Consider the following 24,944-nt stretch of genomic DNA (forward strand, 5'->3'; position numbering starts at 1 on the left):
ATCGCCGCCGCCCTGGCCGCCGCACCGGCACGCCCGCAGCACAACAAGAACATCCCGCTGTAAATCACTACACGGCAACAAAAGCGGGCAGCCTCCACGGAGACTGCCCGCTTTTGCGTTGTGTTCCGGCTCGATTCGTATCGTCTTTCCTCGATCGATACCGAATCGGCTCGTTTCATTCCGAATTGCGATTGCTCCGGGCCCGCCCGGAATGAGTAGGGTCGGTCGGGTGCGAACAACCACCAGGATTCTCGCTCTGCTCGCGGCGCCTGTGGTGGCGCTGGCCGCCTGCTCCTCCTCGGGGCCGGCGCAGCCCAAATCGGTGGCGCAGCAGTTCGCCGATGCCCTGACCAAGGACGATGTGCAGGGTGCGGCGGCGCTGACCGACGACCCGAAGTCGGCGTCCGCGGCGCTCGGCCCGCTGTACGACGGACTGGGCAAGAACGTGAAATTCCAGGTGCAGGACACCGGGAAGAACGGTGGCGACAGTTTCGAACTATCGGCGACCTGGAAACTCGGCGCCGACGGCAAGAACGAATGGACGTATACGACGCAGGGCACCGCCGCGGATCACGGTGGCTGGAAAGTGCATTGGAATCCGCTGACCGTCGCGCCTGGGCTGGATCAGGGGCCGTTGAGTTATGGCCCCGCCTATCCGCAGCAGCCGGCGCGCATTCTCGACTCGAATGGCGGCGAGTTGATGACGCAGCAGGTGGTGACGCTGGTGAATGTGTCGTCCGGTGCGGATCTGGGCGCGGTGGCGGCGCTGCTGGCGCCCATCTCGCCCGGTATCACCGCGGCCTCGCTGCAATCGGATCTCTCCGGGGCGCAGGGTAAGCCGATCACGGCGATCACGCTGCGGGATTCGGATCTCGCACCCATTCAGCAGCAGTTGTCCGCGCTCTCGGGTGTCACGCTGGCCCAGCAGACCCGGTTGTTGACTACCGACAAGGCGCTGACCTCACCGACTCTCTCCGGTCTCGCCGATCTGTGGCAGCAGCAGGCCGATGCGGCGAGCGGCTGGGCGGTCCGCGCGACGACCTCCGATGGCAGCACGGTCCGCATCGCGGGTCAGGATGCCAAGACCACCAGCGATATTCGCACCACGCTCGATGTGGGCATGCAGCGGGCGGCGCTGGGCGCACTCTCGTCGATCACGCAGCCCGCGGCCATTGTGGCGCTGCAGCCCTCGACCGGGAATGTGCTTGCCATGGCGCAGAATTCGCCCGCCGACGCGCAGGGCCCGATCGCGTTGACCGGTCTCTACCCGCCGGGTTCCACGTTCAAGACGGTGACGGTTTCCGCGGCCCTGCAGGCCGGCATCGTCACGCCCGATACCGTGCTCCCGTGCCCGGGCAGCGCCGATATCGAGGGCCGGACCATCCCGAACGACAATAACTTCGACCTCGGCAATGTCCCCTTGCACACCGCGTTCGCCCAGTCCTGCAACACCACCATGGGCAAGCTGGCGGTGCAGCTGCCGCCGGACGGGCTGACCAAGGCGGCCGCCCAGCTGGGGCTCGGAATCGACTTCGTGACACCGGGACTCACCACTGTCACCGGTAAGGTGCCCGCCGCGAACACGCCCGCCGAGCGGGTGGAGTCGGGCATCGGTCAGGGGCAGGTCACCGCCACCCCGTTCGGTATGGCGTTGGTGGCGGCCACGATCGCGCACGGTTCGGTCCCGAATCCGACTCTCGTCGCCGGTCAGCCGGGGAAGCCGAATCCGGTTCCCGCGCCGCTGCCCGCGAATATCCCGGACGAGATCAAGCCCATGATGCGGGAGACCGTCACCTCCGGCACCGCGACCAATCTGCGCGATATCCCGGACATGCTGGGCAAGACCGGTACCGCCGAGTTCATCGACGACAAGCATGCCCACGGCTGGTTCGTCGGCATCTCCGGTGATCTGGCCATCGCGGTGTTCATCTACGACGCGAACAGTTCCACTCCGGCAGTCGATGCGGCGGGACGCATGCTGCGCGCGCTCCACTGACGCCGTGCGCTAGCCGATGCCGAGCAGCAGTCCGTCGATGAAATGGGCTGCGGCCGTGCTGGATCGGTATTCGACGCGGACAGCCGCCCATTCAGGGAGTAGGTGTTGCCGCGCCCGTCGATGATGATGTCGTTCCAGCCCGGCTTGCCGAGGTCCGCAGAGAGTGCGAGGTCCCCCGCGGCCGTGTGCCGGAGTAGTTGCCCCTTCGGCGAATCCACGATGATCAGGTCGCCGTCCGGGTGCCAGGCGAGGCACAGCGGCAGTGAGTCGACGCGCGCCACGGTCTCGGTGTGCCCGGCGAGGTCGGTCGCGAGCACTTCACCCGAGGACCAGTCCGCGAAGTACAACCGGCCGTCATGCCAGCGCGGGGATTCGACCAGGCCGCGTCCGGTGACCAGTGTCTCGAAGTCGCTCATCCGAAGTCCTGCCTCTGCCGTGCCGGGATGATGCCGCACCCGAGCCTAGTGGCGTGGCCGCGCGTGTGGAGGCCCTGCCGAGAAATCGAATTTCCGGCCGGAGAAACAGCTTCCGTTCAGGAGACGAGGCGGACTTTCTCGGCGGATTCGTTCTGGCTGGCGCATTGCTGGACCGGGTTGGGGTCGCCTTGTCGTTCGCCGCAGACCCAGCGGATATCCGCGACGACGACGGCCACATCTCCGTCGGGTTGTTTGGCCCGCTGTTCGGCGTAGGCATTGACGACGGCCATGGCGGTCGGGCAGTAGTCGTTGCCCTTGACCGTGGAGGCGACGACGGCCAATCCCCACGGACCGGTGCCGCATTGCACGAGTTCGTGTCCGGAGGCCGGGAAGGCGCCGGCGGCGGCGCTGCTCGGCTGCGATGAGGTGCTGGTCCCGCCGGTGGCGCCGGTGGTCGATTTGTCGTTGCATCCGGCGATCCCGAATGCGGTGACCGCGGCCAGCACCGCGATGCCGAGTGTGCCTGTGATCCGCTGCATGAGCCCTCCACACATCGTTGGCGCGATTCTCCGGTGCCTCCTTGCGCATTCTGCCCGGAGCGCGGGTCCCGAGTCACCTGCCACGCCCACCAAATCCGGACAAGCCGGACAGTCGGGTCAGCCGACGTCGCGGCGGAGCCAGGTGACTTCCGCGCCTTCACCGCCGAAGCGGTAGGGCTCGAGGGTGTCGTCCCAGGCGGTGCCGAGGGCGCGGTCGATCTCGGCGGCGATATCGGCGCGGCGGCTGCGGGCGTCGTCGATGATGGCGCGCAAGCGCATCTCGCCGACCATGACATCGCCGTTGGCGCTGACCGTGCCGCGCCAGAGGCCGAGTCCGGGAACGAAACTGTAGCGTTCGCCGTCCACGCCTTCGCTGGGTTCCTCGGTGACTTCGAAACACAGGACCGGCCAATCCCGCAATGCGCTGGCTAATTTGCCGCCGGTACCGGCCGGACCGAACCAGTCGGTGGTGGCGCGCAAATGTCCCGGGTCCGCGGGTTGTCCGGTCCAGCGGAGTTTGGCGGGGGCCTTGAGGGTCGAGGTGAGTGCCCATTCGACGTGCGGGCACAGCGCCGCCGGCGACGAATGGATATAGACGACTCCGGACGTCGCCTCGGCGAACTGACCCGACGCACGCACCACTGACACCTCCGGCTCGACGAGGAACGTCTTCCCCAACGATCTCCGCGGCCGGCGTTGCCCGAGTTTACTGGAGTGCCCGGTGTTACGTGTGTTGCTTTCCCCGACGTGTCGCAGACTACGCAAACTCCGCGATCACGGCGTCACTGAGGGGCGGCCAGGCGGCTCGCGCCCAATCACCGAAATTTTCGTCCGCCAGCGCGGGACACGCCATGCCGACTTCCGGGTCGATCCAGAGAAAGGTGCCGGATTGCCCGAAATGGCCGTAGGTGCGCGGCGAGTTGGCGCCGCCGGTCCAGTGCGGCGTTTTGTGGTCGCGGATTTCGAAGCCCAGTCCCCAGTCATTGGGGCGCTGCGACCCGTAGCCGGGGAGTACGCCATTGCGTCCCGGGAATTGCACTGTGACAGCTTCGGAAACGAGTTCCGCGCTCACAATCGTGGGCTCCAGCAATTCACCAGCGAACCGCAGCAGGTCTGCGACCGAGGACCGTGCCCCGTGCCCGGCCGACCCGGCCAGCACCGAGGACGCCATGCCCAGCGGTTCGAACACGGCCTCGTGCAGGTAGCGGTCGAACGGAATCCCGGTCTGCGCGGCCACGAAATCGGCCAGCACCTCGAATCCCGCACTGGAGTAGATGCGCCGCAGCCCGGGCTCGGACAGCACCTCGTTGGTGGCGAAGGCGAGTCCCGAGGTGTGCGCCAGCAGATGCCGGACGGTGGACCCCGGTGGCCCGGCCGGCTGCTCCAGCTCGATGGCCCCCTCTTCGATGGCGACCAGAACCGCATATGCCACAAGCGGTTTCGTCACCGACGCGAGCGGGAACACCTTCGCGATGTCCCCCTCGGTGTCGACGACACCCTTCCCGCGGGCGACGACACCCGCGGCCGCGTTCCGGACCGGCCACTGACGAATCTGCTCCAGCGCTCGCACGCTACGAGCCTACGAGTCGACCTCCGCCCGCGCCCCGGCGGCTCGGCTCAGCGCGGACCGGCGGCGCCCGTAGCCGAAATACACCACCAGCCCGACCGCCGACCACAGCGTGAAGGCCAGCCAGGTCACGCCCGGCAGATGGACGAGCAGCCACACGCACATGCCCACGCCCAGTACCGGCACCAGCGGCACCAGCGTCCGGAAGCTGCGCGGCAGATCCGGCTTGGTGCGCCGCAGCACCAGCACCCCGATGTTCACCAGCCCGAAGGACACCAGCGTGCCGATATTGGTGGCATTCACCAGTTCTCCGAGCGGGATCAGCGCCGACAGCACCGCGACCGCGCCGCCGACGATGAGGATGTTCGTGGTCGGCACCCGCTTGCTCCCGACCCTCGACAGCACCTTCGGCATGAGCCCGTCCCGGGACATGGCCACCAGGATGCGGGTCTGCCCGTACAGCACGGTGAGCACCACCGAGGCGATGGCGACGACCGCGCCGGCCGCGAGAATCGTTGCGGGCCAGCCCCGTCCGGTCACCTGCTCCAGCACCGTGGACAGCGAAGCGCCCGAACTGCTCACATTGTCCACACCCACCGCGCCGACCGCGGTCAGCGCCACCAGCACATAGGCCAGGGTCACGATGCCCAGCGAGATGATGATGGCGCGCGGCAGATCCCGCTGCGGATTCTTGGCTTCCTCACCGGCGGTCGAGGCGGCGTCGAACCCGATGAACGAGAAGAACACCATGGACGCGGCCGCGCTGATGCCCGAAATTCCCGCGGGCGCAAAGGGATGCAGGTTGCTCGAGTTGAACGCCGTCACCGCGACGACCACGAAGAACACCAGCACCGCGATCTTGATCATGGTGGTCACAGTGGTGACCCGCGCACTCTCCCGAACCCCTTGCAGCAGTACCCCGGTGGCGATGAGCACCACCACCGCCGCGGGCAGGTTCACGATCCCGCCGTCACTCGGCGCGGACGCGAGCGCATCCGGAATCCGCCACCCGATCGTGGACCCCAGGAACTCGTTGAGGTACGCACCCCACCCCACCGCGACCGCCGCCACCGAGACGCCGTACTCCAGCAGCAGGCACCACCCGCACACCCAGGCCACGATCTCCCCGAGCGTCGCATAGGTATAGGAGTAAGCCGACCCCGACACCGGCACCGCACTCGCCAGTTCCGCATACGACAGCGCCGAGAACAACGCGGCCAGCGCGGCAACCACGAACGACACCACCACCGCGGGCCCGGCGAGCGGCGCGGCCTCCCCGAGCACGACGAAGATCCCGGTCCCCAGCGTCGCACCCACCGACAGGGCGATCAGCGGAATGAGCCCCATACTGCGGCGCAACGCGGTGTGCTCCCCCTCGGAGGCGAGCTGTTCGACAGGCTTGGTCCGCAGCAATGATGCGGTAATCGTGGATAGACCGGGCACGCCCGGCCACGCTACCCGGTCAACCCCCACATCCCCGCCCGAGCCCGACGTGTCGAAAAACCGTACATACCGCCCCGCAACAACCCCGCACTCCCCGCCCGGAGCTGGTCGGGTGATCACCGGGCGCTCACTCGAGCATTCGCCGAGTAGGTGCCACCATGAGTGCCCGCTCGCGGGTCGATACGATCGGGCCATCATGGGTGAGCAGGTCAGGGTCCACGGTGAGGTGGATGGCGGGTTCGGGCCGGTGGCGGATGCGTTCCGGCGGAACTTCGCGCGGCATGGGGAGATCGGGGCGGCGGTCGCCGTCTTCGATGGGGATCGGCCTGTTGTCGATCTGTGGGCGGGGTATCGGGATCGGAAGCGGAAGGTGGCGTGGGAGCGGGACACCATGGCGCCGGTCTGGTCCTCGACCAAGGGGATGACGGCGTTCGTGGTGGCGTCGGCCGTGTCGCGGGGGCTGCTGGATTATGAAGCGCCGGTGGCGAAGTACTGGCCGGAGTTCGCGGCGAACGGCAAGGAGTCGATCACCGTCCGGCAGTTGCTGGATCATCAGGCCGGGCTGGCCGCGCTGGATCGCACGGTGCGGTTGACGGATATGGCCGATCTGGACGCGCTGGCGGTGACCCTGGCCGCGCAGAAACCGTTGTGGCGGCCGGGGACCCGGCACGGGTATCACCCGATCACGGCGGGGTTGTATCAGGGTGAGTTGATTCGCCGGGTGGATCCCGCGCATCGCACGCTGGGCCGGGTTTTCGCCGAGGATTTCGCGGCGCCGCTGGGCTTGGACTTCTATATCGGCCTGCCGGAAGAGGTTTCGCTGGATCGGGTGGCGACCTTGTCCGCCACCGAGGGCCTCGACGTGCTGCGCTACGAGCGGGACGTGCCCGTGCGGATCGGCGTGCAGCTCTACGCCAAGCGCGGACTGTCGTTCCAGGCGTTGAACTCCCCGCAGGTGGGTGCGCCCGCGCGGGCGACCCGCCGGGAGTTCCTGTCGGTGGAGAGTCCGGCCGCCGGTGGTGTGGGCACCGCCCGCTCGCTGGCCCGGGTTTACGGTGCGGCGGCGGGCGGTACGGGTGAGCTGCCCATCGACGAGGCGGTGCTGGCCCGGCTGGCCACCGCCGAGACCGCGAATGATGTGCCCGCGGCGGATCTGGTGCTGCTCACCGACAGCCGCTATCACCTGGGTTTTCGGAAGTCGTGCGGCAGTTTCCGTTTCGGCTCCGACAAGCGGGCGTACGGCACCACGGGTTATGGCGGTTCGTTCGGATTCGCCGATCCGGCAACGGGTCTCGGCTTCGGTTATGCCATGAACCGCCTGGGTATGGCGGTGCTGGACGATGTCCGTTCCCGCAATCTCCGTGAGGCGCTGCTGCGCTGCGGTTAGCCGCGGACGTCGTGCACGTGGTGCACGAGGTCGTGCGCGAAGTAGCGGGCCAGTGAGTCGACCGTGAACTGGGAGCCGTTGCTGCGCCGGGAGAAGCGCGCGCGGTCGGCGTCGGGCACGGATTCGAATGCGCCGGCGGTCTTCTCGGCGGCCGCGGACAGTTCGGCGGCGACGGCGCCGGGTCGCTGGCTGCCGTAGTTCTCGGCGACCGCGGTGATGTCCTGGTCCCAGTTGGCGAAGGTCGGAATACCGGCATCGTCGAGCGAGACGGACGAGTCGTACCCGCCGATCACCGGTCCGGGTCGCGCCGAACCGGTGCGTGTGATGTCGAGGCGGTGTTCGAAGATCCGGCACACATCGCGCACGTGCGCCGCGTATTCGAGCGTGGACCAGGTCGAATCATCCGGCCGCACAGTGGCATCCGGGCGTTCCAGTGCGGCCGAGATGCGCGTGGCGCTGTCGCGGACCAGTCCGGGCACCGCCTCGAAGGAGACGGCGTCCGGCGCGAATCCGCATTCGGTGCAGGTGCGTTCCAGCACCCAGGTCCAGTCTTTGCTGTCAGGAACGATCGGCATGACCGATAACCTAGTGTGTCGTAATCTTTTCGACCACTAATATCCTGCCATATCGCGTCGAGATCCCGACATCTTGCTCACTCCATGAGCCGGTGCGCCTTGTCGAAGAGTTCCAGCGTGATGGCGTGCAGGAAGTCCCCGACCTGTTTTGGCGCCTTGCCCGCCGCGGCCCGCGCATACGTGCCTTCCAGCACGATCCCGAGTTTGAAGCAGGCCAGCACCGTGTACCAGGTGGCATTGCTCAGGTCGCGGTCGTTGAATTTGCCGTAGTGCTCGATCATCTCCGCGGGCGTGGGCAGTCCGCCGACCGCGCCGAGGGTGCCGATGAGGGCCGCGCCGGTGGTGCCGGGTTCGGGGCGGGTGGCGATCTGCCAGCCGAGGTCGAGCAGCGGGTCGCCGATGGTGGACATCTCCCAGTCGACCATGGCCGCGACTTCGGGGCCGTCGTAGGAGAACATCATGTTGGCGAGGTGGCAATCGCCGTGCAGGATGCCGGGTTTCCACTGTGCGGGCCGGTTGCGGTCGAGCCAGTCGCCGACGCGTTCGACGCCGGGAATCTCCGGTCCGGCGTAGCCCTCGTTGGCGCTGTAGGACTCGAGTTCCTTGAGCCAGCGCGGCACCTGACGCTCCAGGAAGCCGTCGGGCTTGCCGTAGTCGGCGAGTCCGAGCGCCTCGTGGTCGAGGGCGCCGAGGCGGGCGATGGCCTCGACGGCGGAGAGGCCCATCTGCCGCCGGATCTCGGGGTCGCCGGCGTGCAGGGCGGGGAGTTCGGTCTGCGGGTTGAACCCGTTGATGGGTTCCATGAGGTAGAAGGAGGCGCCGATGACGTCGTCGGCGGCGCCGGCCGCAATCACCTTGGGTGCGCGGATCCCGGTGCCGTCGAGCGCGCCGAGGATGCGGGATTCGCGGCGGATCACATTGTTGCTGGCGGCCCGGAGATGCTTGGGCCCGCGGCGCAGCACGTAGTCGCGGCCGCCGCGGGTGAAGCGCAGCATGATGTTCTGCGTGCCGCCGCCGAGCGGCGCCACCCCGGTGAATTCCCCGGCGGGCAGGCCCTGCTCATCCATCCATTTCCCGACGGCCGCGAAATCCACGACGTCTCGATCCACTTCGACCGGCTGCGCTACAGACATGCCTGCCATTGTGCCGTAGGTCGCAACCGGAACTGAAGGCACTCGCCCGCAGTAAGAATCCGACCGGCTGACCACGTAATGTTTGCTGCGAAATGCGCACGCTGCTGATCGACAACTACGACTCGTTCACCTACAACCTGTATCAGCTGATCAGTGAGGTGAACGGGGTCGAACCCGTGGTCGTGCGCAACGACGCGGTCGCAGCGCTCGCGGAGTTGGATCTCGCGCAATACGACAACATCGTCATCTCCCCCGGCCCGGGACGACCGGATGTGCCACGCGACTTCGGTATCTCCGCGGCCTTGATCGCCGAGGCCGAGTTGCCGCTGCTGGGTGTGTGTCTCGGGCATCAGGGCATCGTGCTGGCCGCCGGGGGCGTGGTCACCGCCGCCCCGCAGGCCCGGCACGGGTTCCCGGATCACATCACGCACGATGGCCGCGACCTGTTCGCCGAGCTGCCACAGGACTTCACGGCCGTGCGCTACCACTCGTTGTGTGCCGCACTGCCCTTGCCGGACGAGCTGGAGGTGACCGCGACCGCGCCGGACGGCGTGATCATGGGCGTCCGGCATCGGACCCGGCCGCAGTGGGGTGTGCAGTTCCATCCGGAATCCATTGCGAGCGAGCACGGCCGGACCCTGCTACGCAATTTCGCGGCGCTGACGCGGGCGCATCACGGCGGAGTCGTGCACGAGCCGGCGCCTGTCGATCGGTCCCCGCGGCCGCTGACCGCGGAAGAGTCGCAAAGGCTTTCACGGCACACGTTCTGGACGGAGACACCGCCGGGTGTGACCCGTTATCGGGTCGAGCAGGCGGTGATCGAGCGGGCCGTGGATGCGGAAGCCGTCTTCCTGAGCCTCTACCGGGATTCCCCGACGGCCTTCTGGCTCGACAGCGAGCATGTGGAGCCGGGGCTGGATCGGTTCTCGTTCCTGGGTGATGCGTCGGGCCCGCTCGCCGAGGTGGTGCGCTATCGGGTCGGCTCGGGCCACGTCGAGGTCGAGTCGGCCGCCGGGCGCCGCGAGGTGCCGGGCAGCGTGCTGGATTACCTATCCGGTCAGCTGCGTCTGCGCTGGCTCGACTTCCCGGATGTGCCTTTCGATTTCGCCGGCGGCTATGTCGGCTATCTCGGCTACGAGATGAAGGCCGACTGCGGCGCGGAAGCCACGCATCGCGCGGCGACGCCGGATGCGCAGTGGTTGTTCGCGGATCGGCTGATCGTGGTGGATCACGAGGCGGGGCGCACGCATCTGCTGGCCTTGACCGAATGGAATTCCGCCGCCCCGGATCCCGCGTCGCCGGAGTTCATCGGCAGTGCGCGGGAGTGGCTGGATCGCACCTCGGCCATTGTGGAAGCCCTTCCCACGTGGGCGAATCCGCCGGATCTGGCCTTGACCGCCGATGAGCGCACGGTCGCGCCGCTGCTGACGAGAGGCCGGGAGCAGTATCTCGCCGATGTGGCGGCCTGCCGGGCACAGCTGCACGCGGGCGAATCCTACGAAATCTGCATCACCGACAGCGCGTATCTCCCGATCGACAGTGACGGTCTCTCCGTCTATCGCACCCTGCGCCGCTGTAATCCCGCGCCCTACGCGGCCTTCCTGCGTTTCGCCGAGCTGGAGGTGGCCTGCTCCTCCCCCGAGCGGTTCCTCAAGATAGATCGTTCCGGCACGGTGGAGAGCAAGCCCATCAAGGGCACCGCGCCCCGCGGCCACACCCCGGACGAGGACGAGCGCCTGGCCGCGGAACTGGCCAGCAGCCCGAAGACGCGCGCCGAGAATCTGATGATCGTGGACCTGCTGCGCAATGACCTGGGCCGCGTCTGCGAGGTGGGTTCGGTGCACGTCCCGAAACTGATGGCGGTCGAAACGTATTCGACCCTGCATCAACTGGTTTCCACGGTGCGCGGCAAGCTCCGCCACGGCATGAACGTGATCGACTGCCTCCGAGCCTGTTTCCCGGGCGGTTCGATGACCGGCGCCCCCAAACTCCGCACCCTGGAAATCATCGACGCCCTCGAAACCGAAGCGCGCGGCATCTATTCCGGCACCATCGGCTTCCTGGGCCTGGGCGGCACCGCCGACCTGAACATCGTCATCCGCTCCGCCGTCCGTCACGAGGGTCGCTGGCGCGTCGGCGCGGGCGGCGCCATCGTCCTCGACTCCGACCCCGAAGACGAGTACGCCGAAATGGTCTGGAAGGCCGCCACCGCCCTGCGCGCCCTCCCCGGTGTGGGCAGCCGCGTGGTACTCCCGCAGGCCTGATCCCCGGTTACTTCTTGCGGTCGAGGCGGGATTTCGGTTCGGCGGCCGGGGGTTCGGGGTGGTCGCGGCCGGTGAGGCGGCCGAGGAGGGAGGCGCCGGGGAGTTTGTCGAGGCGGGAGAAGAGGTCCTCGGCGAGGGTGGTGGCGGATTCGAGGCGGGTGAGAAGACGGTCGTAGGCGACGAAAGCGGGTTCGGCCAGGGCGAGGGTGCGGTCGAGTCGGTCGATGGTGGCGTTGAGGCGTTCGACCGCGGTGGTGAGGTTCTCGATGAGGTCGGGGAGCTGGGCGGCCAGCTGGATGGAGGCCGGGGGCAGGCGGACGGCGGTGTCGAAGGCGGTGCGGCCGGTGAGCTGAGCCGAGTCGATGGCTTGGCCGGCGGCGGTCTGGGCGGCCTCGACGGCGGATTGGGCGGCGGCGAGGATGTCGGCGGCGGTGGGGACGCGCGGGGTGGCGGGTTTGGCACGTGGGGGCTGGGACCTGCGTGCGGGGTCCTTGGGATCGGTCATGAGTCCACTGTGCCTCAGCTCTGTGACAGAGTCTGTCGGGGGCCCGTGGCATAGTTCGATCACGATGAAACTCACGAAGGGTGACCAGGCGCCGGTTCCGACATCGCTTCTGACGGTGGTGCTTTCGTGGCACTCCGGACACGGGGTCGATGCGCATGCCTTACTGCTCGATGCCTCGGGCCGGGTCCGCTCCGACAGAGATTTCGTCTACCACCGCACGCCGCGCCATATCTCGCAAGCGGTGACCCTGGATCAGGAGCCCGCGCCCGGTACGGCCCGCCTGTCGATCTCCCTGCCGCGCACCGAGCCGGCGGTGACGCGCATCGTGGTGGCGGGCTCGATGCACAGCGTGTTCTCCGATATTCCGGGCCTGTCGTTCACCGTGTTCGACCACGATCGCCCGGTGGCCCACTACGACGTCGCCACACCGGATCCGGTGCCCGCCATGATATTCGGCGCTTTCTACCGCGAGGACGACGAGTGGTTGTTTCGCGCCGACGCTCAGGGCCGGCCGAGCCTGGCCCGCCTCGTCACGGATTTCGGTGTCCGGGTGCATGATCCCGGCGCGGCGCCCCTGCGACCGCCCCGCAGCACCGAGCCGGTCGGCGGACTCGCACGCGCTCACCAGGGCGTGTCGCTCGGACGCGAACCGCAGGCGACCCCGACGCCCGCCGATCCGGAACGCGCGGAGTGGCATCCGGACCCCGAGGGCGCGCAACGGCTGCGCTGGTGGGACGGCGCGGAGTGGACCGACGTCACCCGGCCGCGTTTCCCCGCGGACGCCCGGCACTGCCCGCGGTGCGGCAAGGCTCGACGCCGTTTGTTCGGGCGGCCCGCGCCGTGCCGGGAGTGCGCGGCCGAGATCGATGCCTACCTGCGGCCGTGGCGGGGCCGGGCGCAACGGGTGTTGCGGACGGCCGGATTGCACGGTGAGGATTGGGATGCGCTGTGGGCGGCCTTGCGTTTTCATCGCATCGATCGGGCCGCCGGGCTGGAGTTGTTGCGGCCGGTCGCGTTCGATCATGTGGAGCGGCTGGTGGCGTTCGCCTTCGCGGACGGCATTGTCGAGCAGGTGGAGCTGGACGATTTCGAGGATGCGGTAGGCGAGTTCGGCTTGCACGGTCCGCTCATCGAGGATCTGCGGCGGCGAATGCTGCGCGGTCGCATGCTGACTCGCCTGCGGGCGGGCGAGCTGCCGATCGTGCAGGCGCCGGGCCTGCATCTGGATCCGGAGGAGCGGGTGCATCTGGATGTGCCCGCGATCCATATCCGCCAGCTCGCGCGCGGCCCGAAGCTGACCGAGGGCCGTCTGATCGTGAGCACCCGGAAGCTGCGTTTCACCGGGGCCGATACCGGCATCGAAATGCCCTGGGCCCGAGTGGTTTCCGTCTCCTCGGAAGGCGGCCGGGTGATCCTGGCGGCCACGGCCGCACGCGGCGGCGCGGTCTTCGAGGTGGCGGATCCTGATCTGGTGGCGGCCGCCGTGGAGGGTGCGCTGCGGGTGGCCAAGCGCCTTGCCTTGTCGCCGGGCCGCCGCGATACCCGCACCATCGGCCAGGATATAAAAGCGCAGGTCTGGCAGCGGGACGGCGGTAAATGCGTGGAGTGCGGCGATTCCCATTACCTGGAGTTCGATCACATCATCCCGTTGAGCCGCGGCGGCGCGACGAGTGCCGCGAATCTCCAGATCCTGTGCCGCGCCTGCAATCGCGCGAAGGGTGCGCGGATCTAACCGCATCGACACGCGGGTCATGCCGGAATGTGCGTGATCCGACAGCATGCGATGAATCATGTTGAGCATCACCGACTGTGGCTCTAGCGTCCGAGAAAAGCGCGTCGAGAAAGGGATTCGGCATGCAGGTGGCGGTTTTGGGTGGGACCGGAACGCTCGGGTTACCGGTGGTGCGGGAACTGGCGGCGCAGGGGCATTCGGTGCGGGTGCTGACGCGTACCGCGCCCGCCGATCCGGTGCCGGGGACCGAGCATCATCCGGTGGATCTGGCGACCGGCGCGGGCCTGGATGCCGCGCTGGAGGGCGTGCACACGGTGGTGGATGCCGCCAATCACGCCGGTCTGCGCAGTGAGAGGGTGCTGGTGGAGGGTGTGCGGGCGTTGCTGGCCGCGGAGCGCCGGGCCCGGGTCTCCCATCATGTGGAGATCTCGATCGTGGGCTGTGACCAGGTGCCGTTCGCCTACTACCGGGCCAAGACGGCGCAGGAGCGGGTGGTCACGCAGGGTCCGGTGCCGTGGACCCTGTTGCGCGCCACCCAGTTTCACTATTTGATCGACCGGATTCTTGCCGCGGCAGCGAAATTGCGGGTGGCACCGCATACCGGCATCCTGTTCCAGCCCGTGGACGTGACGGTGGTGGCCGCTCGCCTGGCTGCTGCGGCGGAGACGGGCCCGTCCGGCCGGTTGCCGGATGTGGGCGGCCCTATTGTGCAGACCTTGACCGAGCTGGCCGAGGTCCGCCGCCGCACGTTGGGGCAGTCCCTGCTGCCGCTGCCGGTGCCGCCGCTCGGGCGGGTCGTGCGACGGTTGCGCGACGCTGCGCTGTGTCTCGACAACGATGGCGAGACAGTGTCGTTCGACTACGCCGAGTGGTTGCGCCGGCGGTGCGAGCTGCCGGGTATCTGACCTGTATTCATGGTGAGCCGGCAGGTAGGTCCCGGGAATCGGTAATTTCCCGGAGATTCCACGTATTTCCCTCGTCCGGACTACGTACGTCGGGTCGTACCAGGAGCTCACGGGCGTGGCCGGCGCATGGGCTCGCGGGTCAGCGCATGACCCGGGCCACCGCGGGTTCGGCGCAGAATTGCGTGCCGGCCTGGTCCAGATCCAGCCCGGTGCGCCCCAATCCGCCCTCGTCGGTGACGGTGCACTTGCTGCCGGAGACCTTGCCGGTGCCGTCGTCGAGTAGTTCGACGTGGGCGGTGACGACGGGCTTCAGCAGGTCGGCGTCGAAGACCCAGAAGCCGACATTCCAGAAGGCGTAGCCGTCGTGCGCGGTGACCGCGACGTATCCCGTTGTGGACGTGTCGATTCCGATGCCGGAGAGTTCTCCGGCGCGCTGGAATCGGGTCGCGTCGCCGGTGGCGTGGTAGATGACGTAGCGGATATTCGAGGTGGCCCCATAGACGGGGATGATCACTTCGTCGCGCCCGTTCGAGTCGAGGTCGCGCAGGTGTGGTTCGGCCGGGGTCCAGGTGTCGGGTTCGGTGAGGGTCTGGAGCTGGTTGCCGGTCCGGTCCAGCACGGTGATGGTGATGCCGCCGTGCAGGTGGCGTACTTCGAAGGCGAGTCCGGCGCTGTCCCGGGATTGCAGGACGCAGTCGGGTGGTGTCGAGGCCGAGGCGATGTCGCCGCAGGGTGGCAGGTTCGAGACGGGTCGCGCCGGCGTGGGCATACCGGGCGTTATGCCGGTGGGTGGCACGGGCCGTGCGGTGTCGTGCCGGGCGCAGGCCGTCACGGTCAGCGCCGCGGCGAGTGCCAGGACGCCGATGGTGGGGTTCCTCCGCATAGAGCGAGGATAGCGACGTTTCACCGGGCAAATCGCCCGTAACCGGCCGGGTGGCGCTTATCCGCCATCATGTGCACAACTGCGCACATGTTGCCCTATGGTGGTCGTGTGCGCCGAGTGCTTCTCCATCCCCAGTTCCGCAAGCTCTACACCGCCCAAGTGGTGGCATTGGTGGGCACCGGTCTGCTGACCGTGGCCCTCGGGCTGCTCGCCTACAATCTGGCGGGCGCCGACGCGGGCGCGGTGCTGGGCACGGCGCTGGCGATCAAGATGATCGCGTATGTGGCTGTGGCGCCGATCATTTCGGCGCTCGTGCATCGGCTGCCGCGGCGGGTGGTGCTGGTGTCGGCGGATGTCGTGCGCGCGTCGATCGCGCTGCTGCTGCCGTTCGTCACGCGGACGTGGGAGATCTACATACTGATCGCGCTGCTGCAATCGGCCTCGGCCACCTTCACGCCGGCCTTCCAGTCGCTGATCCCGGCCATCCTCGACGATGAGGAGGACTACACGCGCGGGTTGTCGCTGTCCCGGATGGCCTACGACGGGGAGGCACTGGTCAGCCCGATCCTGGCGGCGGCGCTGCTCACGGTGATCAGCTTCAATCTGCTGTTCGTGGGCACGGCCGCGGGATTCGTGGCGTCGGCGCTGCTGGTGGTCACGACTCGGCTGCCGCAGCTGCCGATACCGGAACGCGCCGCGCCGCTGTGGCACCGCATCACCGAGGGCGCGCGGTTCATGGCCGAGCGACCGGCGCTGCGCAGTCTGCTGGCCATGAACATGGTGGTGGCGGCGCCGACGGCGCTGGTGATCGTGGATACCGTGGTGTACGTGCGGGATCGGCTGGGTGGCTCGAATACCGATGTCGCATTGGCGCTGGGCTGCTTCGGATTCGGGTCCATGATCGTGGCATTGGCAGCGCCGCGGGTGCTGCGGGTGCTCCCGGATCGGCGGGTCATGCTGACGGGTTGCGTGGTGTTGCCGATCGGACTGCTGGTGACGGCGATCGTCCCGGAGCTGGGCCCGGTGCCCGGCGGGGCGCTGCTCGCGGTCAGCTGGGCGGTCTTGGGTGCGGGGACCTCGCTGATCAACACCCCGTCGGCCCGGCTGCTGCGCGCGCAGACCGAACCTGCCGCGCGCCCTGCGGTTTTCACCGCGCAGTTCTCGCTGTCGCATGCGTGTTTCCTGGTCACCTATCCGATGGCGGGCCGGCTCGGGGTGCTGGCCGGGCTGCCGATCACGGCGGTGGCGCTGGCCGCGCTCGCTACACTGGCAGGGGCGATGGCCGCTCGACTGTGGCCCGCGTCCGTTCCCTCGGGCATCGAGGTGGCGGTATCGGCAGGAAGGTGAGCATGGTGAGCAAGCGCGATGCGGCGCCGCTGCCCGCGTCCGGGCTCATGTCACCGTCCGCGTCCGGGCTCATGTCACCGTCCGCGTCCGGGCTCATGTCACCGTCCGCGTCCGGGCTCATGTCACCGTCCGCGACCGGGCTCGCGTCACCGTCCGCGACCGGGCTCACGGCACTGCCCGCGGCCGAGTTCGCCAGTCTCACTCACCCCGCGGAGCCGGATCAGGCCCGCCTGGATGCGGCGACCGCGACCTTCCGGATGCTGGCGGATCCGACTCGCCTGCATATTCTCTGGATTCTCGCCGAGGCCGAAGCCGATGTCACCGCGCTGACCGAGGCCTGCGGGGCCTCGCGCACAGCGGTCAGCCAGCATCTGGCCAAGCTGCGGTTCACCGGTCTGGTCGATACCCGCCGCGACGGCCGCCGCATCATCTACCGCATTCGTGACGGCCACTTGGCGCGCCTGGTGCGCGAGGGCCTCAATCACGCCGACCACGTGGTCACCGGCGAGCCCGGGCACGAATAGCCGCGTCCGGCTTCCCCTGCTGCTGCTCCTGATCAGTGGGACCAACCCTCGCACGCGTCCGCACGCGGCTCGACGATATGCCTAGTCGAAATATCACGAGACGAAGGTGAGAGGTCGCCGCATGCATCCCGAGCAGGGCAGTCCCTACGATGTGATCATCATTGGCGCCGGTTTCGCCGGACTCTACGGCGTGCATCGGGCGGCGCGCGCCGGACTCCGCGTGCTCGGGCTGGAGGCCGGTGAGAGCGTGGGCGGCACCTGGTTCTGGAACCGCTACCCGGGTGCGCGCTGCGATGTGGAGAGCGTCGACTACTCGTACTCCTTCGACGAGGATCTGCAGCAGTCCTGGACGTGGACCGAGCGTTTCGCGGCGCAGCCGGAGATCCTGTCCTATATCGATCATGTGGCCGATCGCTTCGACCTGAAGCAGCGCTATCGGTTCGGGCAGCGGGTGACGGCCGCACATTTCGACGACTCGACCTCGACATGGACGCTGGGCACCGAGGCCGGGGACGAATATCGTTCCCGCTTCGTGGTTTTCGCGACCGGCTGCCTGTCGGCGCCGATCAAGCCGAATCTGCCGGGCGTGGAAACCTTTGCGGGCGAGGAGCTTTTCACCGCGCAGTGGCCGGAGGAGGGCGTGCCGATGACGGGGAAGCGGGTCGGTGTCATCGGCACCGGGTCGTCCGGGATCCAGGTGTCGCCGATCATCGCGCGGGAGGCTCGGGAGCTGACGGTCTTCCAGCGCTCCCCCAATTTCAGTGTGCCCGTGCCGAATCGGCCGTGGACCGAGGCGGATCAGCAGGAGATCCGCGCCACCTACCGGCAGCGGCGTGAGAAGTCCTACTACGCGCCCGCCGCCACTCCGCATGCCGGTCTGCAGACGAAGGCGGTCGAGCTCTCGGCCGCCGAACGCGAGGAGGCCATGGAGGACCGCTGGAACGGTGGCGGCGTGCTGTTCAACAAGGTCTTCCCCGATCAGAACAGCGATCTGACCGCGAACGAGTTCGTGCGGGACTTCGCCGTGGCCAAGATCCGCGCGAAGATCGACGACCAGACGGTGGCCGACGATCTGATTCCCACCGATCACCCGATCGGCACCAAGCGCATCTGCACCGACTCCGGCTATTACGAGATGTTCAACCGGCCGAACGTGTCGCTGGTGAACCTGCGGCGCGAGGCCATCGAGGAGGTCACGCCCACGGGTGTCCGCACGGCGAACCGCTTCATCGAGCTCGACACCCTGGTCTACGCAACGGGTTTCGATGCCATGACCGGCGCCCTGCTGCGTATCGACATCCGCGGCGCGCAGGATGCCCGCCTGGGCGATACCTGGGCCGACGGCCCGGTCACCTATCTCGGATTCGGTATCCCGGGCTTCCCGAACATGTTCAGCATCAACAGTGTCGGCACCCCGTCGGTGATGGCGAACATGGTGTTGCACTCCGAGCAGCAGCTGGACTGGGTGCTGGCGCTGGTGGAGCACTGCCGCGCACAGGGAATCCAGCGCGCCGAGGTGCACGCCGAGGCGGCCGAGAAGTGGACCGATCACCTCATGGAGGTCGCCGAAGGCACTCTCTTCGTGAAGGCCAATTCCTGGTACATGGGCGCTAATGTGGAGGGCAAGAAGCGCGTATTCATGCCCTACATCGGCGGTTTCGGCAACTACCGCCGTTACTGCGACGAGGAGCGCGACGGCGGTTACCCCAACTTCGAGCTGACCGCGTAGCCGTCGGATACACGAAATCGGCTCGCCCCCAACGGGAGCGAGCCGATTTTCATGTCGCAGATCAGGCGGGCAGTCCGAGGCCTTGGGCCAGGACCGGCCACGACTGCTTCAGGTCGTCCTGCCAGTAGCCCCAGGAGTGGGTGCCGGTGGGCGTGAAGTCGTAGGTGGCGGGGATGCCGAGGTCGTTGAGCTTGGCCTGCAGGTTGTGGGTGCAGTAGTTGACGGCTCCTTCGAGCGCGCCGCCCACGACCAGCTGGTTGGCCCAGCCGCCGGGTCCGGGGAGGGTGTGCGGGCCATTGAGGGTGTCCCACTGGCCGGGCAGGCCGGAACCGCTGGAGATGAACAGGTTCAGGCCGCGCAGCTGGTCGGCGTGCACGTACGGGTCGTTGGCGGCCCACATGGGGTCGCCCTCGGGGCCGTACATGTTCTTGGAGTTGCCGCCGCCGGCCGCGACGACGGTGTTCACGAAGTTGTAGCCGATGGGGTCGCTGATCTGCGCGCAACCGCTGTAGGCGGCGACCGACTTGTACAGGCCGGGTGCGGCGATGGGCAGCTGCAGCACGGAGGTGCCGGCCATGGAGAGTCCGGCGATGGCGTTGAGGCCGTTGGTGTTCAGCGCCTTGTCGATGAGCGGCGGCAGTTCCTGGGTGAGGAAGGTCCTCCACATATTGACGCCGAGCGTGGGATCCGGTGCGCGCCAATCGGTGTAATAGCTGAATCCGCCGCCGACCGGGGAGACGACATTGACGTTCTTGTCGGCGAGGAAGTTCAGTGCGTCGGTCTGCTTCTGCCAGGTGGCGGAGTCCTCGCCGCCGCCGGCGCCGTTGAGCAGGTAGAGGACCGGGGTCGGCCCGGAGGTGTCGGCGGCGCGTTGCACGTCGATTTCGATGGGTTTGTTCATGGCGGCGGAGAAGACCTGCAGCTTCAGCGTGCGATCACCGGTCGATTGACTCGAGGCGATGTACGAGCCGTCCGCCGAGGCGCCCGCGGAGGCCAGGGCGGGAGCGGCGTGCGCGGTGCCGGCGGCGACCGGTAGCAGGAGGGTTGCGGCCAGGGCGACAACAGCGCCGCCCCAGGTCTTCGATGAACGCACGCCATTGACTCCTTTTGCAGGTATTACGCATTCTGAACAATCAGCCCTCCACACTGGTCACCGCCACTGTGCGTTTGCTGACCCGAAACTGAGCTGGGCCTGAGAGGGATTGCTCCCCGCCGGTCAGCACCGGGATACGCATGACCGTGAGCTGGCTCACTCCGATTGCGGGTGCGCTGTCGGCGGCCGTCGGTGCGCTGTCGGCGGGCTGTCAGCGCCGCCGCGCATCGTGATGTCACCGGATGCACCGGCCACCGAGAACCGGCCGGGCACGAGACACGGAGAGGCATCAGCCATGCAGGACAACGCGCTGTCGAAGATCGTCGAGAGCATCGCCACCGAGTACGGCATCCCCGGCGTGGCCGTCGGGGTGTGGGCCGACGGCCAGGAGTTCCACGCCAATTACGGCGTCACGAATATCGAGGCGCCCGTCGAGGTCGACTCGGACACGGTCTTCGCGATCGGCTCGATCAGCAAGACCTTCACCACCACCGCCCTGCTGTGCCTGGTCGCCGACGGCAAGCTGGACCTGGACGCTCCCGTGCGCCACTACCTTCCGGAACTGGTCCTGGCCGATGAGCACACGGCCGCCACCATCACCCTCCGCCAATTGCTCAACCACACAGCCGGTTTCGACTGGAACATCATCAACGACATGGGCGAGGGCGACAGCGCACTGGCCGACTTCACCGCCTCCCTGTCCGAACTGCCGCTGATCGCCGCCCCCGGCGAGCGCGCCTCCTACAGCCAGGCCGGCTTCAACCTGCTGGGCCGCGTCATCGAGAAGGTCACCGGCCAACCCTTCGAAACCGCCGTCGAAGACCTGGTTCTCACTCCCGCAGGCCTGTCGGAGACCTTCTACTCCCGCGACGCGGTAATGACCCGCCGCTTCGCCGTAGGCCACGAACGCCAGGAGGACGGCACCCTCTCCGTCTCCCGCCAGTGGAAGGGCAACCGCGCCAACAACGCCGGCGGCGGCATCGGCGCCTCGGTCTCGGAGCTGCTGCGCTGGGCCCGCTTCCAGCTGGGCGACGGCCACGCCGAGAACGGGACCCCCGTCCTCCCCGCCGACCTCCTCCACCTGATGCAACAGCCCACCGTGACCTTGCGCGCCAGCTCCCTGGGCGACGCCATCGGCCTGTGCTGGTTCCTCCGCGACGTCGACGGCGTCCGCACGGTGGGCCACGGCGGTTCCGGCTTCGGCCAGTTCGCCGAACTCCTCCTCGTCCCCGCCCGCAACTTCGCCGTCGTGATCCTCTCCAACGCCAGCCCCGAAGGCATCCCCACCAACCTCGCCATCCTCCGCTGGACCCTGGAGCACTACCTCGCCGTAATCGACAAGGACCCCACCCCGATCCCCTTCGACCCCGAAATCGCCCGAGCCATCACCGGCCACTACGAAATCGACGCCATGACAATCGAAATCACCACCGAGGCCGAAACCCTGACCCTCGACTGCAAAGTAAAACCCGAAATCCGAGCCGCCGCCCCCGCCGCCGCCATCCCCCAAGACCACCCCCCATTCGAATTCGCCCTCCTCCCCAACAACGAATACATGATCACCAAGGGCTCCTTCGAAGGCCAACGAGGCTTCTTCACCTACACCCCCGAAGGCACCGTAACCGGCCTGGACCTAGCCGGCCGCCTCTTCACCCGCACCGCCTGACCCACCCCCGAGCCCGGACACCCCAGGTGTCCGGCCTCCCTTCATCCGCCGCCAAGGCTGGCGGTGCCTGATTCGTCGGTGAGGCGGGCCAAGGCTGCTGGTCTGGGGAGGGTTGCGCCCAGGGCGTAGGCGGTGACGTAGGCGTCGGGGCCCAGGGCGGTGGTCAGGGCGGTTATGAGGGTGGTTAGTTCGGGGTCGCCTTGGTCGGGGGTGCCTCGGATGGCTTCGGCCAGGCCGAGGGTGGTGGCTGCGGCGGTGGGGTTTTGTTCCAGGAGGAGGAGTTTCGATAGTTGTTCTGCGGCTTGGGCGGTGGATTGGGCGATGGTGGCGGCGTCGCCTGAGGCGGTGGCGGCTTGCAGGACTTGGGGGAAGAGTTTGCGGGCCTCGGTGGGGTCGGCTGCTGTCAGGCGGATTGCGAGGCGGGAGACTGCTATTCGGGCGGTGATCATCATTGGGGGGAGGGGGGTGTGGGCGGTGCGGTGGGTGATTCGGTCGAGGGTGCGGTCGGCCTCGGGGAGGTTGCCGGTGCGGCGGAGGAGGTCGGCTCGGGCGAATTGGATGGTGGTGGCGAGGCGGGTGAAGGCCAGGTCGGTGGCCAGGCGGTCGGCGGCGTCCAGGTCGAGGGCGGCGGCTCGGAGGTCGCCGGATCGCATGCGTTCGGTGGCGAGTTCGGTTCGGCTGGCGAGGATGTCGTCTTCCATGCCCAGTTCGAAGGCTACGGTGACGGCTCGGGCGAAGGCGGCGATGGCTTGCTCGTGGTCGCCGTGGAGGGAGTGGTCGCGGCCTACCGAGAGGAGGGCCAGGTCCAGGCCCCAGCGGTCGCCGACTGTTTCGAAGCCGCGGAGAGCCTCGCGGCGCGCCTCGGCGCCTTCCGGCTGGCGGCCCAAGCCTGTCAGGGCCAGGTCGCGGGCCAAGTAGGCGCTGGCTCGGACCCAGGGGTCGGGCCAGGTGAGGGCCTCGGTCAGGCGTTGTTCGGCCAGGTCTTCGTTGCCGGTGCGGGCGGCCAGGAGGGCGGTCCAGAGTGGGAGTGCCGGGTGGAATTCCAGGCCTCCGGTGCGGACGCATTCCTCGATGAGGGTGGTCAGGTCGGTGGAGGTGGCGGTGGGGGCGCCGGTCATCAGCTGGATTACGCCGAAGGCGGCGCGGGCGTCGGCAGGGAGGGCGTCGGCGACGCGGAGTACGTCGGTCAGGGCGGTTTCGAACTGGGCGGTCATGCCGCGGATTCCCCAGTACCAGAACAGGGATCGGACCATGAGGGCGACGGTCGCGGTGTCGCCGGCGGCCGAGGCGGTGCGCAGGGCGGCGGCCATATTGGGATGCTCGGCGTCGAAGAGGGCTACGACGTCGAGTTGTTCGCCGGTGCGCAGGTACGGCTCGTGCTCTTCCGCGAGGGACAGGTAGTACGGTGTGAACTGTTGCCGCACCGCGTCATCGGCGGTTGTGAGCCGGTCGGCGGCATAGGCGCGGATGGTTTCCAGCATGCGATAGCGCGGCTGATCGTCGGCGGACACCACCACGATCGACTTCTCCACCAGCGTGCCGAGCACGTACAGCACATCGGCCACGGGCAGTGAATCGTCGGCGCAGATCGCCTCGATCGCTTCCTCCTTCGCACCGGCGGGGAAGATGGAGAGCCTGCGCGCCAGGGTCTTTTCGGGTTCGTCGAGCAGATCCCAGCTCCACTCGACCAGCGCGAGCAATGTCCGCTGTCGCGGGAGCGCGGTACGGCTCCCCGAGGTGAGCAGCCGGAACCGATCGTCGAGGCGGCGAGCGATCTGATCCACGCTCATGGACCGCAGTTTCGCGGCGGCGAGCTCCAAAGCCAGTGGGATGCCGTCGAGCTGACGGCAGATCTCCACTACCGGACCCGCGGTGCGGTCATCGAGAACGAATCCGGGACGGACGGCGCCCGCCCGATCCACGAACAGTCGTACCGCCGAAGATGCCTGCGCCACTGCGAGATCCGCAGTCTCGGCAGGCACATCCAGCGGTCCGAGAGGCCACAGCGATTCACCGGTGATGGCCAGCGGCTCGCGACTGGTGGCGAGGATCCGCAACTGCGGCAATCGAGCCAGCAGCTGTTCGGCCAGTTCCGCGGCAGCCGCGATGAGGTGCTCGCAATTGTCCAGAACCAGCACGGCCGCACCGGCATCCAGCAATTCGACCAGGCGCGCCGTCTTGTCCGGCCGCGGCTCACCGGGAGTCTGTTCCAGCGCACCGGCAATCGCGTCCGCCAGCTGATCGGGCGCACCCACCTCGGCGAGCGGCACGAAGAACACCGGCCCTCCGCTGTGGCGATCCATGGCTTCCAGCGCCAGCCGCGTCTTCCCCGCCCCACCCGGCCCGACAATCGTGACCAGTCGCGAATCCTGCAGCAGCCGAGCCAATCCCGCCAGCTCGGCATCCCGCCCGATGAAGCTGGTCAGCCGCGCGGGCAGCTTGTTCGCGAGGGTCTCCCTGCGCGCCACCGGCGTTTCCAGTTCCCCGCGCAGCAAGGCCAGGTGAGTGTCACGGAGTTCGACGGAGGGATCGATGCCGAGTTCCTCATCGAGACGACCGCGCATCTCCTCGTAGACGGCGAGCGCCTCCGACTGCCGCCCCGCGGCCGCGAGCGCGCGCATGCGCAGCGCGGCAAGTCGTTCGCTCAACGGATGGGCAGTCCCCGCGACCTCCAGATCGGCGAGAATATCGGCATAGCGCCCGGATCGGAGTTCGGCCTCGAACCGATCCTCGGTGGCGCCCGCCCGCAGATCATCCAGCCGGGTAGCGGCCGCACCTGCGAAAGGCGCGTCCAGCACATCGCCGAACGCTTCCCCTCGCCACAGCCCCAGCGCCTCGCCGAGCACCGCGGCCGCGGATTCCGCTCGCCCCGCGGCGAGTTCCCGCCGCCCCTGCTTGGCCAGTTCCTCGAACCGATCGGCATCGACGCGAATATCCGGCAGCCGATACCCACCGGCCCCGAACTCGACCGTCCCGGCCCCGCTCAACGCCTTCCGCAGCCGCGACACCAGCGCCTGCAGCGCGCCCGCCGCCTCGGCGGGCGGTTCCTCGCCCCACAATCCGTCGATGAGGGCCGCGACCGGCACCGCTCCCCCGCTCGCCAGCGCCAATCGCGCCAGTAGCATTCGCACGCGGACGCCGCCGATCTCGACCGCCGTCCCGTCCGCACCGAGCACCTGGACCGGACCCAACACACCAACCTGCACCCGCCGAGTCTCCCAGAACGTCGCGACCGGGCCA

At 68.2% G+C, this 24,944-nt stretch carries 20 protein-coding genes; 9 read left to right on the forward strand and 11 right to left on the reverse strand.

From position 1 onward, the window contains the following. Window positions 1-211: 211 nt before the first annotated feature. Window positions 212-1,996, forward strand: coding sequence for a penicillin-binding transpeptidase domain-containing protein (locus ACH438_RS42980; protein WP_397016442.1), 1,785 nt, complete (start codon window positions 212-214; stop codon window positions 1,994-1,996). Here ACH438_RS42980 and ACH438_RS42985 read toward each other — a convergent pair. The 5 genes from ACH438_RS42985 to ACH438_RS43005 form a co-directional block, all read right to left on the reverse strand. Beyond that, window positions 1,930-2,412 carry an SMP-30/gluconolactonase/LRE family protein gene (locus tag ACH438_RS42985; protein ID WP_397016444.1) on the reverse strand — a complete coding sequence of 161 codons (483 nt, stop codon included), beginning with the start codon at window positions 2,410-2,412 and terminating at the stop codon, window positions 1,930-1,932. The two genes, ACH438_RS42980 and ACH438_RS42985, sit on opposite strands and share 67 nt — an antisense overlap. Before the next feature lie 116 nt (window positions 2,413-2,528). After that, the gene (locus ACH438_RS42990) at window positions 2,529-2,951 is read right to left on the reverse strand and encodes a hypothetical protein (RefSeq protein ID WP_397016446.1); all 423 of its coding nucleotides are present in this window, start codon (window positions 2,949-2,951) and stop codon (window positions 2,529-2,531) included. A gap of 117 nt (window positions 2,952-3,068) precedes the next feature. After that, window positions 3,069-3,590: a DUF3145 domain-containing protein gene (locus tag ACH438_RS42995; RefSeq protein ID WP_397016448.1), complete on the reverse strand. Its 522-nt coding sequence runs from the start codon at window positions 3,588-3,590 to the stop codon at window positions 3,069-3,071. A gap of 118 nt (window positions 3,591-3,708) precedes the next feature. Continuing rightward, window positions 3,709-4,521, reverse strand: coding sequence for a serine hydrolase domain-containing protein (locus tag ACH438_RS43000; protein WP_397016450.1), 813 nt, complete (start codon window positions 4,519-4,521; stop codon window positions 3,709-3,711). A gap of 9 nt (window positions 4,522-4,530) precedes the next feature. Next, window positions 4,531-5,961 (reverse strand): amino acid permease, encoded by a 1,431-nt coding sequence (locus ACH438_RS43005; RefSeq protein ID WP_397016452.1) that lies wholly within the window; start codon window positions 5,959-5,961, stop codon window positions 4,531-4,533. Window positions 5,962-6,157: 196 nt separating this feature from the next. Here ACH438_RS43005 and ACH438_RS43010 point away from each other — a divergent pair, with 196 nt between their 5' ends. After that, window positions 6,158-7,348 carry a serine hydrolase domain-containing protein gene (locus ACH438_RS43010; RefSeq protein WP_397016454.1) on the forward strand — a complete coding sequence of 397 codons (1,191 nt, stop codon included), beginning with the start codon at window positions 6,158-6,160 and terminating at the stop codon, window positions 7,346-7,348. Here ACH438_RS43010 and ACH438_RS43015 read toward each other — a convergent pair. Next, entirely contained in the window at window positions 7,345-7,923 is a 579-nt protein-coding gene (locus ACH438_RS43015) for a DinB family protein (protein ID WP_397016456.1), read from the reverse strand. The genes ACH438_RS43010 and ACH438_RS43015 overlap by 4 nt on opposite strands. A 77-nt stretch (window positions 7,924-8,000) precedes the next feature. After that, window positions 8,001-9,065: a phosphotransferase family protein gene (locus tag ACH438_RS43020; RefSeq protein ID WP_397016458.1), complete on the reverse strand. Its 1,065-nt coding sequence runs from the start codon at window positions 9,063-9,065 to the stop codon at window positions 8,001-8,003. 83 nt (window positions 9,066-9,148) lie between these two features. Here ACH438_RS43020 and pabB point away from each other — a divergent pair, with 83 nt between their 5' ends. Continuing rightward, the gene (gene pabB, locus ACH438_RS43025; RefSeq protein WP_397016460.1) at window positions 9,149-11,320 is read left to right on the forward strand and encodes an aminodeoxychorismate synthase; all 2,172 of its coding nucleotides are present in this window, start codon (window positions 9,149-9,151) and stop codon (window positions 11,318-11,320) included. A gap of 7 nt (window positions 11,321-11,327) precedes the next feature. Here the strand turns inward: pabB and ACH438_RS43030 are convergent, their stop codons facing one another. Beyond that, complete coding sequence (locus ACH438_RS43030) at window positions 11,328-11,825, reverse strand: hypothetical protein (protein WP_397016462.1); 498 nt, start codon at window positions 11,823-11,825, stop codon at window positions 11,328-11,330. Between the two features lie 64 nt (window positions 11,826-11,889). Between ACH438_RS43030 and ACH438_RS43035 the strand changes: the two genes are divergently transcribed. Continuing rightward, window positions 11,890-13,557, forward strand: coding sequence for a TerD family protein (locus tag ACH438_RS43035; protein ID WP_397016464.1), 1,668 nt, complete (start codon window positions 11,890-11,892; stop codon window positions 13,555-13,557). Window positions 13,558-13,679: 122 nt separating this feature from the next. Further along, the gene (locus ACH438_RS43040) at window positions 13,680-14,462 is read left to right on the forward strand and encodes an SDR family oxidoreductase (RefSeq protein ID WP_397016466.1); all 783 of its coding nucleotides are present in this window, start codon (window positions 13,680-13,682) and stop codon (window positions 14,460-14,462) included. Window positions 14,463-14,601: 139 nt separating this feature from the next. Here the strand turns inward: ACH438_RS43040 and ACH438_RS43045 are convergent, their stop codons facing one another. Beyond that, window positions 14,602-15,345, reverse strand: coding sequence for a hypothetical protein (locus ACH438_RS43045; protein WP_397016468.1), 744 nt, complete (start codon window positions 15,343-15,345; stop codon window positions 14,602-14,604). Between the two features lie 117 nt (window positions 15,346-15,462). On the opposite strand from ACH438_RS43045, the gene ACH438_RS43050 reads away from it, so the two are divergent. From ACH438_RS43050 to ACH438_RS43060, 3 genes are all read left to right on the forward strand, one after another. Beyond that, the gene (locus tag ACH438_RS43050; RefSeq protein WP_397016470.1) at window positions 15,463-16,692 is read left to right on the forward strand and encodes an MFS transporter; all 1,230 of its coding nucleotides are present in this window, start codon (window positions 15,463-15,465) and stop codon (window positions 16,690-16,692) included. Window positions 16,693-16,811: 119 nt separating this feature from the next. Further along, the gene (locus tag ACH438_RS43055; RefSeq protein ID WP_397016619.1) at window positions 16,812-17,216 is read left to right on the forward strand and encodes an ArsR/SmtB family transcription factor; all 405 of its coding nucleotides are present in this window, start codon (window positions 16,812-16,814) and stop codon (window positions 17,214-17,216) included. Between the two features lie 121 nt (window positions 17,217-17,337). Then, window positions 17,338-18,945, forward strand: a complete 1,608-nt coding sequence (locus ACH438_RS43060; RefSeq protein ID WP_397016472.1) for a flavin-containing monooxygenase — start codon at window positions 17,338-17,340, stop codon at window positions 18,943-18,945. A 61-nt stretch (window positions 18,946-19,006) separates the two neighbouring features. On the opposite strand, the gene ACH438_RS43065 is transcribed toward ACH438_RS43060, so the two are convergent. After that, window positions 19,007-20,038: an alpha/beta hydrolase gene (locus tag ACH438_RS43065; RefSeq protein WP_397016474.1), complete on the reverse strand. Its 1,032-nt coding sequence runs from the start codon at window positions 20,036-20,038 to the stop codon at window positions 19,007-19,009. 295 nt (window positions 20,039-20,333) lie between these two features. Here ACH438_RS43065 and ACH438_RS43070 point away from each other — a divergent pair, with 295 nt between their 5' ends. Next, entirely contained in the window at window positions 20,334-21,704 is a 1,371-nt protein-coding gene (locus ACH438_RS43070; protein ID WP_397016476.1) for a serine hydrolase domain-containing protein, read from the forward strand. Between the two features lie 41 nt (window positions 21,705-21,745). Here ACH438_RS43070 and ACH438_RS43075 read toward each other — a convergent pair whose 3' ends face one another. Beyond that, the gene (locus tag ACH438_RS43075) at window positions 21,746-24,910 is read right to left on the reverse strand and encodes a BTAD domain-containing putative transcriptional regulator (protein WP_397016478.1); all 3,165 of its coding nucleotides are present in this window, start codon (window positions 24,908-24,910) and stop codon (window positions 21,746-21,748) included. Window positions 24,911-24,944: the final 34 nt, after the last annotated feature.

It is taken from the genome of Nocardia sp. NPDC020380 (assembly GCF_044386975.1).
Lineage (GTDB): Bacteria > Actinomycetota > Actinomycetes > Mycobacteriales > Mycobacteriaceae > Nocardia.

Coding starts and splice junctions, on each gene's coding strand:
- ACH438_RS43070 (WP_397016476.1), top strand. CDS start 20,334: ATGCAGGACAACGCGCTGTCGAAGATCGTCGAGAGCATCGCCACCGAG.
- ACH438_RS42980 (WP_397016442.1), top strand. CDS start 212: ATGAGTAGGGTCGGTCGGGTGCGAACAACCACCAGGATTCTCGCTCTG.
- ACH438_RS43055 (WP_397016619.1), top strand. CDS start 16,812: ATGTCACCGTCCGCGACCGGGCTCGCGTCACCGTCCGCGACCGGGCTC.
- ACH438_RS43015 (WP_397016456.1), bottom strand. CDS start 7,923: ATGCCGATCGTTCCTGACAGCAAAGACTGGACCTGGGTGCTGGAACGC.
- ACH438_RS43010 (WP_397016454.1), top strand. CDS start 6,158: ATGGGTGAGCAGGTCAGGGTCCACGGTGAGGTGGATGGCGGGTTCGGG.
- ACH438_RS43030 (WP_397016462.1), bottom strand. CDS start 11,825: ATGACCGATCCCAAGGACCCCGCACGCAGGTCCCAGCCCCCACGTGCC.
- ACH438_RS43045 (WP_397016468.1), bottom strand. CDS start 15,345: ATGCGGAGGAACCCCACCATCGGCGTCCTGGCACTCGCCGCGGCGCTG.
- ACH438_RS43035 (WP_397016464.1), top strand. CDS start 11,890: ATGAAACTCACGAAGGGTGACCAGGCGCCGGTTCCGACATCGCTTCTG.
- ACH438_RS43020 (WP_397016458.1), bottom strand. CDS start 9,065: ATGGCAGGCATGTCTGTAGCGCAGCCGGTCGAAGTGGATCGAGACGTC.
- pabB (WP_397016460.1), top strand. CDS start 9,149: ATGCGCACGCTGCTGATCGACAACTACGACTCGTTCACCTACAACCTG.
- ACH438_RS43060 (WP_397016472.1), top strand. CDS start 17,338: ATGCATCCCGAGCAGGGCAGTCCCTACGATGTGATCATCATTGGCGCC.
- ACH438_RS43040 (WP_397016466.1), top strand. CDS start 13,680: ATGCAGGTGGCGGTTTTGGGTGGGACCGGAACGCTCGGGTTACCGGTG.
- ACH438_RS42985 (WP_397016444.1), bottom strand. CDS start 2,412: ATGAGCGACTTCGAGACACTGGTCACCGGACGCGGCCTGGTCGAATCC.
- ACH438_RS42990 (WP_397016446.1), bottom strand. CDS start 2,951: ATGCAGCGGATCACAGGCACACTCGGCATCGCGGTGCTGGCCGCGGTC.